The 12706-nt window shown below is 41.7% G+C and carries 13 protein-coding genes; 8 read left to right on the top strand and 5 right to left on the bottom strand.

Annotation, left to right across the window (positions count from 1 at the left end):
• Nucleotides 1-37: 37 nt before the first annotated feature.
• Nucleotides 38-880: an aldo/keto reductase gene (locus NSS92_RS00460; RefSeq protein ID WP_340866726.1), complete on the bottom strand. Its 843-nt coding sequence runs from the start codon at nt 878-880 to the stop codon at nt 38-40.
• Nucleotides 881-890: 10 nt separating this feature from the next.
• Nucleotides 891-2078, bottom strand: a complete 1188-nt coding sequence (locus tag NSS92_RS00465) for an MFS transporter (protein ID WP_024426203.1) — start codon at nt 2076-2078, stop codon at nt 891-893.
• A gap of 155 nt (nt 2079-2233) precedes the next feature.
• Here NSS92_RS00465 and NSS92_RS00470 point away from each other — a divergent pair, with 155 nt between their 5' ends.
• On the top strand, nt 2234-2605 hold the full coding sequence (locus NSS92_RS00470) for a winged helix-turn-helix transcriptional regulator (RefSeq protein WP_003217763.1): 372 nt from the start codon (nt 2234-2236) through the stop codon (nt 2603-2605).
• Nucleotides 2606-2643: 38 nt separating this feature from the next.
• On the opposite strand, the gene NSS92_RS00475 is transcribed toward NSS92_RS00470, so the two are convergent.
• The gene (locus NSS92_RS00475) at nt 2644-4944 is read right to left on the bottom strand and encodes a helix-turn-helix domain-containing protein (RefSeq protein WP_267588085.1); all 2301 of its coding nucleotides are present in this window, start codon (nt 4942-4944) and stop codon (nt 2644-2646) included.
• A gap of 231 nt (nt 4945-5175) precedes the next feature.
• Here NSS92_RS00475 and NSS92_RS00480 point away from each other — a divergent pair, with 231 nt between their 5' ends.
• The 7 genes from NSS92_RS00480 to NSS92_RS00510 all read left to right on the top strand — a co-directional run bounded on the left by NSS92_RS00480 (nt 5176) and on the right by NSS92_RS00510 (nt 10456).
• The gene (locus NSS92_RS00480) at nt 5176-6141 is read left to right on the top strand and encodes an ABC transporter permease (RefSeq protein ID WP_041107330.1); all 966 of its coding nucleotides are present in this window, start codon (nt 5176-5178) and stop codon (nt 6139-6141) included.
• Nucleotides 6142-6159: 18 nt separating this feature from the next.
• Entirely contained in the window at nt 6160-7272 is a 1113-nt protein-coding gene (locus NSS92_RS00485; RefSeq protein ID WP_340866728.1) for a glycoside hydrolase family 88/105 protein, read from the top strand.
• Nucleotides 7269-7793, top strand: coding sequence for a lipoprotein YteS (locus NSS92_RS00490; RefSeq protein ID WP_340866729.1), 525 nt, complete (start codon nt 7269-7271; stop codon nt 7791-7793). The genes NSS92_RS00485 and NSS92_RS00490 overlap by 4 nt, the downstream gene beginning before the upstream one ends.
• Nucleotides 7794-7810: 17 nt before the next feature.
• Nucleotides 7811-9100, top strand: coding sequence for a Gfo/Idh/MocA family protein (locus NSS92_RS00495; RefSeq protein WP_267588089.1), 1290 nt, complete (start codon nt 7811-7813; stop codon nt 9098-9100).
• Nucleotides 9101-9124: 24 nt separating this feature from the next.
• Nucleotides 9125-9808, top strand: a complete 684-nt coding sequence (locus NSS92_RS00500; RefSeq protein WP_202738717.1) for a YesL family protein — start codon at nt 9125-9127, stop codon at nt 9806-9808.
• Nucleotides 9809-9862: 54 nt separating this feature from the next.
• Nucleotides 9863-10174 carry a rhodanese-like domain-containing protein gene (locus NSS92_RS00505; protein ID WP_024424882.1) on the top strand — a complete coding sequence of 104 codons (312 nt, stop codon included), beginning with the start codon at nt 9863-9865 and terminating at the stop codon, nt 10172-10174.
• Nucleotides 10175-10273: 99 nt separating this feature from the next.
• Nucleotides 10274-10456: a sporulation protein Cse60 gene (locus NSS92_RS00510; RefSeq protein WP_024424881.1), complete on the top strand. Its 183-nt coding sequence runs from the start codon at nt 10274-10276 to the stop codon at nt 10454-10456.
• A gap of 46 nt (nt 10457-10502) precedes the next feature.
• On the opposite strand, the gene NSS92_RS00515 is transcribed toward NSS92_RS00510, so the two are convergent.
• Together NSS92_RS00515 and opuD are read right to left on the bottom strand one after the other, a co-directional pair.
• Nucleotides 10503-11027, bottom strand: a complete 525-nt coding sequence (locus tag NSS92_RS00515; RefSeq protein ID WP_267588090.1) for a CbrC family protein — start codon at nt 11025-11027, stop codon at nt 10503-10505.
• Nucleotides 11028-11157: 130 nt separating this feature from the next.
• Entirely contained in the window at nt 11158-12690 is a 1533-nt protein-coding gene (gene opuD, locus NSS92_RS00520) for a glycine betaine transporter OpuD (RefSeq protein WP_267588091.1), read from the bottom strand.
• Nucleotides 12691-12706: the final 16 nt, after the last annotated feature.

Consider the following 12706-nt stretch of genomic DNA (forward strand, 5'->3'; position numbering starts at 1 on the left):
AACACCCCCGCAAAGCAAAAAAGTGGGGGTGTTTTCATTAAAAGTCGAAATTGTCTGGATCTGGACCAATACGTTTGTTTTCATTTAAGTCAGAAAGACGTTTCATATCTTCATCAGTTAAGACAAAATCAAATATATCAGCGTTTTCCTTTAAACGATGTGCTTTCGTTGATTTTGGGATGGTGATGATACCTTTTTGTACATCCCAGCGCAAAATAATTTGAGCAGGTGTTTTACCATATGTGTCTGCAAGCTCTGTGATCAGCGGGTGATGCAGCAGTTCACCCTGCATCAGCGGTGACCAAGCTTCCATTTGAATGCCGCGAGAGTTCAAATACGTATAGAGTGTTTCCTGTGTAAGCTTTGGATGAAACTCCACTTGATTGATAGCTGGTGTGATGTCTGCATCTTTTATTAGCTCGTCTAGGTGATGCGGCTGGAAGTTGCTCACTCCGATGGCTCTGACCTTTCCTTCACGATACAAGGTTTCCAGTGCACGCCAAGCTTCTTTGTATTTTCCTTCAACCGGCCAATGGATTAAATACAGATCAAGGTAATCAAGTTGAAGCTTTTTTAAGCTTTCTTCGTATGCATTTAGGGTAGATTCATATCCTAAATCGGCATTCCACACTTTTGATGTGACAAAGATATCCTCGCGGCGCAGTCCTGTTTCTGCTAAACCAAGCTGTATGCCTCGTCCAACACCTTCTTCATTTCCATAAATAGCTGCTGTATCAATACTGCGATAGCCTAATTGAATGGCTGTTTTGACAGCATCAACTAATTCAGCTCCATCTTCCACCTTGAATACACCAAGGCCAAAGCCTGGCATGAGCACCCCATTGTTTAATGTTTTTGTACTTTGTAAATGTTCCATCATAAAAACTCCTTTAAATGGTTTGTGTTTGTTCTTTTTGTTCCATTTGATAACTGATCATCGTAAGAATGGCTGCGATGAGGACCATGATGCCGCCGACCCAGCCTGTATGCACAAGACCAAGTGTATCAGTCACGATGCCGCCTAAAAATGAGCCAATGGCAATACCGGCATTAAAGGCAGCGATATTCATAGCAGATGCGACGTCGACCGCTCCAGGTGTGTATCTTTCTGCAAAATCAACGACGGCTACTTGCAGCCCAGGCACATTCATGAAAGCAAACAGTCCCATCAGCATGACGGTTCCAATGCCTAACACTGTGAATCCTGCAGTAAAGCTAAGGATAAACAAGATGATGCTTTGGATAATAAACATATAGATCAGTGCTTTCATTGGCTGTTCATTAGCAGCTTTTCCGCCAATGACATTTCCGGCTGCGATCGTGATTCCGTATAAAAGAAGGATCAAAGCCACAGCCCCAGGAGCAAGACCTGTCACATGCTGCAAGAGAGGAGATAAATACGTGAAGACAACAAAGGTTCCTCCGTACCCTGTGGCTGTAATGACAAATAAAAGCAAGATTCTTTTTGTTTTTAATAGGACAGCTTGATCCTTAAAAGATGTTTTCACACCCTGCTTTAATTGAGACGGAACAAGAAAATAGTTGGATATCAGTGCGATCAGACCAATGATCACAATCACACCAAATGATGTCCGCCAGCCGAGCTCATGACCAAGAAATGTCCCGAATGGCACACCTGTCACAGTCGCTACTGTTAAACCAGTGAACATAAAGGCAATGGCGCTTGCCCGTTTTTCTTTCACGACAAGGCTTGCAGCAATCGTAGAACCGATGGACATGAAGATTCCATGGGATAAAGCTGAAATCACCCGGCCGATTAACAGCACTGAAAAAGTCGGGGCAATGGTGGCAAGTGTATTACCAATCAAAAAGACGAGCATAATGAGCAAAAGCAATGTCTTTCTTTTCATCGTGGATGTAAGGGAAGTCAAAATAGGCGCGCCAAATGTCACACCAAGTGCATATAAAGAGACAGTCCAGCCCGCCTGACTGACGCTCACTCCAAAGTCCTCTGAGATCATTGGCAAAAGACCGACACTAATGAACTCAGTTGTTCCTATAGCAAAAGCACTAATCGCTAGTGCGAGAAGAGCAAAATGGTTTTGCTTTTTCTTCATAAGTAAGTTCACATCCTTCTGTGATGACATTTTGATAGACGAAGCCGATCGGCAAGAGTTATTATCTAACATAGATGACGAAAAAAAAAGTACGTACTTTTTTGTAATATAGGTACTAAAAAGTGCCTGTTCGTACAAAGAGGAGTGAACATTCGATGGAAAAGAAAAAATATAATATCTCTGTGGAAGCAACGCTTGAGGTCATTGGCGGGAAGTGGAAGTGTGTGATTTTATGTCATTTGACACATGGGAAAAAACGTACGAGTGAATTGAAGCGGCTCATGCCAAATATCACACAAAAAATGCTTACGCAGCAGCTGAGAGAGCTTGAAAGTGACGGGGTCATTAACCGGATTGTCTATGAACAGGTGCCGCCTAAAGTGGAATATGAATTAAGTGAATACGGACAGTCGCTCGAAAGAATTCTCAATGCGCTATGCGATTGGGGAGCAGCTCATATTGAACGTGTGTATGGAGAGCCGCTCTCCGTGCTGGAAGACAGCATCTTAAATGAACAGTTTAAATAAAAGAGCCCCGCTTTCTTGTGAGAGCGGGACTCTTTGTCTTACGTGCCTTTTTTCTGGTCGCGGTATTTCCCAGGGGTTGTGCCTTCCAGCTTTTTAAAGGATCGGATGAAATTTTGCGGGTTTTTATATTTCAGTTTTTCCGAAATTTCTTTGACGGACATATCGGTTTCTACAAGCCAGTTTTTTGCGACATGGTGTCTGTAGGAAGAGAGATATTCACTAAAGGAGATATCCATTTCTTTTCTGAAAATACTGCTTAAATAATTTGGATTGTAATGCAGGCGTGTGGCGATTTCATCCAATGTGAGATCTGAGTCGAATTCTTGATGAATAATATGAATGATTTTTTCTGAGATGTTTTTGTATTGTGAGTCTTCACGTGCAGCAAGCTGGTCAATAATTGGCCGAATGATTTCATGTTTCAGCCATGCTTCTGTATCTTCAAAGGTTTTAAACTCAAAAATCGTATCATAGAGCATTTTGTTATCTTCGACCTCAAATAATTCAATGCCCAGCAAATGCATCAGCTCAATTAAATTGTTTAAAAAACGAGCGAGGGCGATATGGTATTCGTGCGGTCCTGCATTTTTAGAGAAAATGGATTGCAGGAGCACATGTAAATAATGATCCGCTTTGCCTTGATCGCCAGCTTTCATCGCATCAAATAAATCATGCTGCAACTGCTTTGGAAAATGGGTTTTGAACGTCTTTCCTTGCTGGATATGCTCATATAAGATAATAGACTTTTTCTCTGCTTTGAGTCTGTATTTTAAGGCTTCTTTTCCTTCAATGTAAGCGTGTTTTGCCATCGTAAGCTCCTTAAACTGGCGGCTGATTCCGATGCTGATCGATAAACCAAGCTCTTCCTCGATGCGCTGCTGTATGGTTTCTGCTAATTGGATTAAATATTCAGTAAACTCTTCATCTGACTTTGAGTGGTTGAGGATAATCGTTGTTTGATGCTGATTGACAACGGTTGGCTGAAGGTGCTCCTCTTGCGGAATAATCTGCTCGATCAGTCCATTGATCGCAAATAAAAGCAAGTCAGCATCTTTTTTTTCATAAGGTGTTCCTTTTAACGTATCAATTTGGGTCACAAGCATGGACAAATGAGACCAGCCTTGCGGAAAGCCTAAGCTTTGGAACCGGTTGTTTACTTCTTCATCTGTCAGCTTTCCAAGCAGCAGCCGTACCATGAAATATTGCTGTAAGTGTGTCACTTGCTGCTCAATTCGTTCCTCTAAATCATTGTTTTGATCTTTCATTTGTTTAATACTCGATTCAATCAACTCAAATTCATTTTGAAAAGGCTGTTTTTGTAAAAATGATTCATTGCGTGCAAATGACTCGTATAATAAGCGGATTGGTTTATAAAAATGTCTGGAACCAAACCATGAAAATAGTAATGAAAGCGCTAACAAAATAGTGCAGATAATAAAGGTAATCCACCCAATTGATTTCGTTTGCTGTTTAAGCTCTGGAATAGAAACAAAGGATAGGTACGTCCATTCATTATAATCTGATTTTTGAAATGTGATTTGATAGTTTAGTTCGTCGATCTTCATATCAAATTGCCCTGATCGTTTTTCAAGTGAGAGCACATGCTTGACGAAATCTTGATGTTTCAGCGATTCACCAATTTGTTCTTTGCGGTTATGCAGCAGCACTTTTCCGTTTGTATCGATGACAAACATACTATCTGATTGAGAGAAGTCAGGCATGTTATCAGCAATCACGCAGCTTGGAATGCTGGCGACAGCGATTCCCTTTTTTTGAACGCTGTTCATAGGCAGTTGTTTGATTAAATTCACATTGTACTTGCAAAAGGATGCTTTTCCTTCTTTTGTCGCAACAAGTGGATTATTCTCTTCAAGTGCCCAGCTGGAGTGACTTGGTATATTGAGGTAAGAGGTCAGCGCTTTTTCTTGGTCTTCGCTTGTGACATGATAAAGACCCGAATTGTTCATGTACCAGTCTTCCATTTTACTGACGAGTGTAATATTGGAAAGGTCGGTGTCAAAGGTTTGCAGGTAGTTCAGTTCCTGCTGTACTTGATTATAAAGCTGGAATTGGTCTGGATTTAAAGGTTCTGCCAGTGTTTGAAGGAGAGGCGGCGAACTGACATAGTGAGTGAGAGAATGATCAACAGTTTTTAAAATATGCTCAATATTGGATTGCGTTTGTTTGACGCTGTCGAGCTTTTCATTTGAGATATTTTCAAGTGCTGTTTTTTGCGAATGCTGATAAGAAAAAATGCCGACAATGATAACAGGAATCGTACTAAGTATGAAAAAAAACGTCACAAGCTTGTAATAAAATTTATACTGCCTTCTTTTCATAAAACCCCCCATTTCAAACGAAACAATCTTTTCCCCTTAATTTATTAATCCAAAAATCTGGTAGGTTTGTCAATAATCATTTTCTGAGATTAGGATCATTTTCTTATGTTTTATGTAACGTTTTGATCAGCATCACCTATGAAAATATGATCTGTTGATATGATTGTAGACGGATTTTTCATCCTTAAGATACAGTTAACACATGCATTAGCATGAGGGGAGGCTTTATCAATGAAAACAGAGGATGTCACTGCCAAGGGTGTGCCTGCGGCAGCTTTGAAAAGTGAAAAAAGAAAGCGCTTACTTAATCAATTGTTAAGTCAAAAGTTTTTGTATTTAATGATTTTGCCGGGGCTCATTTATTTTATTGTTTTTAAATATGTGCCAATGTGGGGGCTCATCATTGCCTTTCAAGATTACCAGCCGTTTCTCGGCATTCTTGGCAGTGAGTGGGTTGGTTTCAAACACTTTATTCGATTGTTTACAGAACCAACATTTTTCATCTTATTAAAAAATACGCTGATTTTATTTGCCATGAATGTCGTGATTTTCTTTCCAATTCCGATCTTATTAGCCCTTCTTTTAAACGAAGTGAGATTGGCATTGTTTAAGAAATTTGTACAGACGATGATTTATATCCCTCACTTCATGTCATGGGTGATTGTCGTGTCCTTATCTTTTGTTTTGTTAACAGTAGATGGCGGGTTAATTAATGAATTGATTGCTTTCTTTGGAGGAGAAAAGATTAACTTCCTTCTTAGTCAGGAATGGTTTAGACCGATGTACATTTTACAAGTAATCTGGCGGGAAGCAGGATGGTCAACAATCATTTACCTTGCGGCGATTACAGCGGTAGATCCGCAGCTATATGAAGCAGCAAAAATGGACGGTGCCGGGAGACTGAGACAAATGTGGCACATCACACTTCCTGCCATTAAAAGTGTCATTGTGGTTCTGCTTATTTTAAAAATCGGTGATACGCTTGAGCTTGGCTTTGAGCATGTCTATCTATTACTGAACGCAACGAACCGGGAAGTAGCGGAGATTTTTGATACGTACGTCTATACAGCAGGTCTTAAGCAAGGACAATTCAGCTATAGTACCGCTGTTGGTTTATTTAAAGCAGCCGTTGGACTTATTTTGGTCATGCTGGCAAACCGTTTAGCGAAGAAATTCGGAGAAGAAGGTATTTATTAAAAAGGGAGATGAGGAAGAATGACATTATCGATTGAAAAGGGATCACCGCTTGAGCATGCAGAGAAATTAGCACAAACCATTATGAAAGCGTATACACCAATTGAGCTGCCGCCAGCTGGAAGGTGGCATTATCATCAAGGCGTTTTCCTTTGCGGCGTCATGAAGCTATATGAGGCAACAGGGAACGAGGCGTATTTCGATTATGTGAAAAACTATGCGGATTCCCTCATTGATGAGTACGGAAATCTATTATTTCGAAGAGATGAGCTTGATGCCATTCAAGCAGGACTCATTTTATTCCCTCTTTACGAACGAACGAGAGAGAAGCGGTATGTGCTGGCAGCGGAGAAACTGCGCGGACTTTATCGTACGCTAAATCGCACGTCTGAGGGCGGATTTTGGCATAAAGACAATTATGCTTATCAAATGTGGCTGGATGGTCTCTACATGGGCGGTCCTTTTGCCTTAAAGTATGCTCAGCTTAAAGGTGAAGAGTCACTTGTGGATATGGTTATCCATCAAGAGCATCTCATGAGAAAGCATACGAAAGATGAACAAACAGGTCTGTATTATCACGCGTGGGATGAACGAAAAACGATGCCATGGGCTGATCAAAAGACCGGCTGTTCCCCAGAGTTTTGGGCAAGATCGTTTGGCTGGTATGTCCTTGCATTAGCAGATATGATCGAGGACCTGCCCGAGCATCATGAAAGGCGGAAGGTGTGGAAGGAAACGTTGACAGACATGCTGGAAAGTGTGGCAAAGTATCAGGATCAAAAGACAGGTCTCTGGCATCAAATCATTGATAAAGGAAATCACAGTGACAATTGGCTTGAAAGCTCGGGATCGTGTTTATTCATGTATGCCATGGCAAAGGCCATGAATGAAGGGTATGTGAGCCTCCGTTATGTTGATCATGTGGTCAAAGCATATCAAGGCTTGATTCAGCATAAGACGACTGAGAAAGAAAATGGTGAGTTTACCATCAATGATATTTGTATTGGAACATCTGCGGGATTTTATGATTACTACGTTGGAAGAGAGCGGAGCACAAATGACTTGCACGGGGCAGGCGCTTTTATTATGGCGTTAACTGAGCTAGAAAAGCTGTCTGTTTTTCAAAAGGCATGAGGAGGCGAAAAAGAGCCGCCGTATGGCTCATCAGTTTCATTGCTGCCGTTTGTTTATCTGCCTGTCAGGAGAAAACAAACGGGATCGATGTTCTGATTTTTTCTGATATGTCAAAGGGAATGAAGGATCAATTAGTAGAGAAGGCTTTTCAGCCGAAACAAGAGACTTATAGCGTCCACATCTTTCCGGCGATTCCTGAAAAGCTTCTTGTTGAAATTACCTCAAAAGAGGGGGACGTGATGCTTGTTCCAGAAGAAATGTTTAGAACGTATGATGATCCTGAAAGTTTTCGGCTTCTGGAAGAAATGGAAATAGATGGTCAATCAGCAGGGCCATATACGGTCGAGGACAAAAAGACAGGGAAAACGGTCGATTATGCGGTTCAAATCAATAAAGGAACGAAAAAGCTCAACGGCTATACCTTTCAATTACATCGAGATATGGTTGCTTTCATTCCCGTGTATGCTGACAAGTCTAAAGAGGCGCTGTCTCTCATGAAACAGCTTCGTGAAAACCAATAGAAAATGGGGTGGGGAATGTGAAACGGGTCGTAATATGCGGGCTGAGTCATCGTGCGTTTAATATGTTTATTAAACCGCTCACAGAGGATTTCAAAGAGCATTATCGGATTACAGGGCTCCTAGATATAGATCATCAGCGGTATACACTTTGTCAGGAGCGTTTTCCATCACTCCGGGGCGTTTCGTTTTTTCATGAAGATGCATTTGAACAGATGGTCAAAGAAGCAAACCCAGATATCGTCATTGTGGCAGGCAGGGATGACACACATGTCACGTATATCATGCAGGCACTTGACCATGATCTAGATGTCATCACTGAAAAGCCGATGGTGACAACAGCAAAAGACGCCAAAAAAGTGATGGAAAAAGAGGCGGAAAGTAAAGGAAAGGTCACGGTCACCTTTAATTATCGCTACAATCCTTTCCATCGAAAGGTAAAAGAACTTATTTTAGACGGGAAAATTGGAAGGGTCACTTCTGTTGAACTGAGCTGGCTCATTGATACGTACCATGGTGCTAGTTATTTCAAAAGGTGGAACCGCACACGTCAATTTTCTGGCGGGCTGTCCATTCATAAGTCGACACATCATTTTGATTTGGTCAACTGGTGGATTGATCAAAAGCCGAAGCAAGTATTTGCTTACGGGGCGCTGAACTATTACGGCAGCGAAAGCCCTTGGAATCCCTTGCAGGGGGAGGAAAATAGATTTTGCGGAACATGTCATGTGAAGGATATATGTCATTATGAAGCAAGGTGGAATCCGCGGGTTGAGCGTTCGAAGGTGGAGGACGACCATATTGAATCCGGTCAGGAGCAAACGCAGCAGTACTCAAATTATCGTCCGGATGCCTGCATTTTTGATCAGGAAATTGATATTGAGGATACATATGTGGCGTCGGTCGCTTATGACCAAGGTGCTTTGCTCAGCTACTCGATTCAATTCTCAGCCCCATATGAAGGCTATCGTCTTGCCATTAATGGGACGAAGGGGCGTATCGAAACAAATGAGTTTCATGTGCCATCAAGAATCCCTTTTCAATTCCCAGAACAAACAATTTCTTATTATCCGATGTTTGGATCAAAGGAGACGATTGAAGTCGTAAAGCAGCCAGGCGGACATGGCGGAGGAGATCCTCTGCTTTTGGCTGATTTATTTATAGGAAAAGATCCCTTGATTCACTATGATATCTTAGCAGGAGCAGAGGCAGGTGCTTATTCGATTGCTCTTGGGGAAGGCATGTGGCGCTCTGTCACAGAAAAGCGTCCAATTGAAATCGATGAATTGTTTCATAAAGAGACGGTGTAAAGAGAAAGAGAGGAGGGGAAAGAGATGGATCATGATGGTTCAATGAGCAGAATGCTGAGGATGTGTGAGTGGGTGATGAGACTTGCCTATACGAATTTGTTATGGCTTTTGTTCACCATCCTGGGGCTTGGCGTATTTGGCTTGATGCCTGCGACCACTGCGTTATTTTCTGTGATGAGAAAGTGGATTCAAGGACATGAGCAAGTCAATGTATTCCGCACTTTTTGGAAGGTATTCAGGGAGGAGTTTGTACGCTCTAACATCATTGGAGTGGTGCTATTCATCATTGGAACGATTATTTATGTCGACCTTGCTTATATCTATCCGACGAGCTGGCTCTTACATGTGCTTCGCTTTGCTATATATATTTTCGGTTTTCTGTTTATTGTGAGCTTATTTTATATTTTTCCGCTGCTTGCTCATTACGATTGGAAAAAACGTCTCTATCTGAAATTCTCTCTTCTGCTCGGTATCTCATACTTGCAATATACACTCTCTATGCTTGTTTTCTCGGCTGTGCTGTTTGTTCTGTTTGCTTATTTACCGGGAATCGTGCCGTTTTTCAGCGTGAGCATACTCGCCTACGGTCATATGTGGCTGGCCTATCAAGTCTTTAAAAAGGTAGAGTTTGAAAGTGAGCACGAGACAGCCGAAGTGAAGAAGCGGCTGCCGTCTTTCCTTCAATCGAAGCGGGTGAATACGCAGTGAAGTGAATCATTTGCTATAATGGTGTCACCGTGATGAAAAGGAGAGATGAGAGTCGTGTCAGTGAAAGAAATTTCAATAGAAGAATTAAAACAAAAGCTTGAGCAGGAAGACGCCATTCAGCTTGTCGATGTACGTGAGGATGAAGAGGTAGCAGAAGGCATGATCCCGGAAGCAATCCACATTCGAATGGGCGATATCCCTGAGAAGCTGGATGCATTCGATCAAACGCAGGAATATTATATTATTTGCCGCTCTGGTAAACGTAGTGAAAATGTCTGCTATTACCTTGAAGATCAAGGCTATCAAGCGACAAATGTCGTTGGCGGGATGCTTGCTTGGACAGGAGAAACAAAACCGAAGCTGTAAATAGAAGGCCTTTCATCTTAACGATGAAAGGTTTTTTGTTCATATGCCTCTCTCTATGTGCATAAAGATAGAGTAGCGAGAGAAGGGAGAGTGGCATAGGTGCTAAAGGTAGCTGTATTTGATGAAGAACATGAGAAAGATTTGCAGAGCGAAATCAATCATTTTTTAAAAGGAATGGATGACGACCAAATCATTGACATCAAGTACAATGTAGCGGTGATCTGTGAGCAAGGAGGGGAACAGCTCTACTGTTTTTCTGCACTCATTTTATATAAAAAATAGACGGCATCAAAAAAAAGGACCTGCTTGAAGGGTCCTTTTTCTTTGGTTAGCTGGCGTCAATATATAAACGATGCTTGTTGCAGTGAACACATTGGAAGAGGTAGCCTTGTAAGTCTCCTCCGTTGACGAGCCATTGCTTTAGTTTTTCTTTCGTTAATCCTACGCCGCTGCAAATGTCTTCGATATCCTCGGCGAGTTCTTCCTCAAGATGTTCAATCTCTTTCCAGCCGACATACTGAACGATTGCGCAAAAATCTCCGCAATGACTTAACCAATATTCCTGCTGCCATCCGCGATAGCCTGGCGTTCTGAAGATCAGCTCATCGATATATTCCTCTTGATCGACGTCATCACAGCTCGCATCGTCTTGAAAGGTTCCATTGTATTTTTTAGCCGCTGATCCATCTTTAATGCACCAAGGACAAATTCCCTCCACATCTTCAACAGCATAAAAAGGGCCATGGTACACATAATCTCTTTCTTTCTCACAAACAGGACATGTCGTATGCTCTTTTTTAATCACGTTTAACAGAACTGGGTCTGGGTTGTACTTGAACGTAGGTAACGTCATATAAACCTCCATTATGTAGAAAGTGATGATTCAACACTATTTTAAAGGAATCCTCAAGCTCGAGACAATCTTAAATTGTTGATATAGAAAAAAGCCGTTCGGATGAGGAACGGCTTTTTCTCGCTTGCGATTATGCTTTTTTTACTCTTGGACTTCGTGGTTTAGTGACTTGATTGGCTTGTTTGATGACTCTTCGTTCATCATTTAGTGATTTATACAGCGAGACAATCATCAATATGATGACAACGGAGAACGGCAAGGCTGCGAGCTTGGCTGTATTTTGCAGGGCTTCAAGTCCCCCTGAAAATAAAAGCACAGCAGCAACAGCCGATTGGATAATGCCCCAGCTGACTTTGACACTGCCAGAAGGGTCCAATGATCCGTAGGTTGTCTGCATTCCAAGCACAAATGTAGCTGAATCAGCGGATGTAATAAAGAATACGGCAATTAAAATGAGTGCTAGAATCGATGTAATCATCGCCAGCGGATATTCATTCAGTACACCGAAGAGCATCGTTTCTGTTGAAAGACCTGCAACATCGACAATATTCTTTTGCTGTAAGTCCATCGCAGATACACCGAAAATCGAGAACCATAGGAAGACTAGGATAGAAGGAGCGACTAAGACACCCACTAAAAATTCCCGAATCGTTCGTCCGCGTGACACTCTAGCGATAAAGATCCCGACAAATGGTGCCCAAGAAATCCACCATGCCCAATAAAAGATCGTCCATCCATTAATCCATTCTCTCTTTTCAGGATCATTTGGAGATAGACGGAAGCTCATTTGAACGATATTGGATAAGTATTGTCCAATCGAGTCAGTAAATGAATTTAAGATAAAAACAGTTGGACCTACCAAAAGTAAGAAAAACATCAGAACAGCTGCTAATACCATGTTGATATTACTTAAGTATTTAATGCCTTTTCCAATCCCGCTTAAAGCAGATGCAAGGAAAAGCACCGTCACAATGATGATAATGATCAATTGTGTGCTAAAGGCAATTGGAATATGAAAGAGGTAATTCAATCCGCCATTTATTTGTGCCGCGCCTAATCCTAGGCTTGTTGCAACACCAACTACAGTTGCAAATACCGCAATACAATCGATGGTTTTACCGATCCATCCGTAAATTTTATTTCCTAAAACTGGCTGCAGCGTTGCACTGATTAAGCCAGGTGCATCTTTTCTAAATTTAAAGTAAGCAATGCAAAGTGCAACAATGGCATAAATAGCCCATGCATGAAGCCCCCAGTGGAAAAATGTATAGCGAAGGGAATCGCGGAAGGCCTGCGCAGTTTCAGTCTCACCTGTTGGTGACTGAATGGCATAGTGGCTGATCGGTTCAGCTGCTCCGTAAAAAACAAGACCAATTCCCATACCGGCACTAAATAGCATCGCAAACCAAGAAAATAGACCAAATTCAGGCTTTTCCCCCGGTTTTCCTAGCGTAATCTTACCGATTGGGCTAAAGATAAAGAATAGACAAAAGCCGACAAGCAGTGATACCACTAACAAGTAATACCAGCCAAAGTCATTTGTAATGTATGTTTGGATTTGATCTGTGACATTTTGCAGTGTTTCTGGAGAAAATGCTCCCCACATCACGGCAACAAATGTGATCGCAATCACAATCCAAAATACACTTGATACTTTTTTCACACCATCTCACTCTCCT

Origin of the sequence: Bacillus sp. FSL M8-0166 (genome assembly GCF_038008825.1) — a bacterium.
Classification (GTDB): domain Bacteria; phylum Bacillota; class Bacilli; order Bacillales; family Bacillaceae; genus Bacillus; species Bacillus safensis.

Bases quoted from the DNA above. Each gene is read 5' to 3' on its own strand.
- NSS92_RS00480 (WP_041107330.1), top strand. From the start codon at position 5,176: ATGAAAACAGAGGATGTCACTGCCAAGGGTGTGCCTGCGGCAGCTTTG.
- NSS92_RS00515 (WP_267588090.1), bottom strand. From the start codon at position 11,027: ATGACGTTACCTACGTTCAAGTACAACCCAGACCCAGTTCTGTTAAAC.
- NSS92_RS00485 (WP_340866728.1), top strand. From the start codon at position 6,160: ATGACATTATCGATTGAAAAGGGATCACCGCTTGAGCATGCAGAGAAA.
- NSS92_RS00475 (WP_267588085.1), bottom strand. From the start codon at position 4,944: ATGAAAAGAAGGCAGTATAAATTTTATTACAAGCTTGTGACGTTTTTT.
- NSS92_RS00500 (WP_202738717.1), top strand. From the start codon at position 9,125: ATGGATCATGATGGTTCAATGAGCAGAATGCTGAGGATGTGTGAGTGG.
- NSS92_RS00460 (WP_340866726.1), bottom strand. From the start codon at position 880: ATGATGGAACATTTACAAAGTACAAAAACATTAAACAATGGGGTGCTC.
- NSS92_RS00470 (WP_003217763.1), top strand. From the start codon at position 2,234: ATGGAAAAGAAAAAATATAATATCTCTGTGGAAGCAACGCTTGAGGTC.
- NSS92_RS00490 (WP_340866729.1), top strand. From the start codon at position 7,269: ATGAGGAGGCGAAAAAGAGCCGCCGTATGGCTCATCAGTTTCATTGCT.
- NSS92_RS00465 (WP_024426203.1), bottom strand. From the start codon at position 2,078: ATGAAGAAAAAGCAAAACCATTTTGCTCTTCTCGCACTAGCGATTAGT.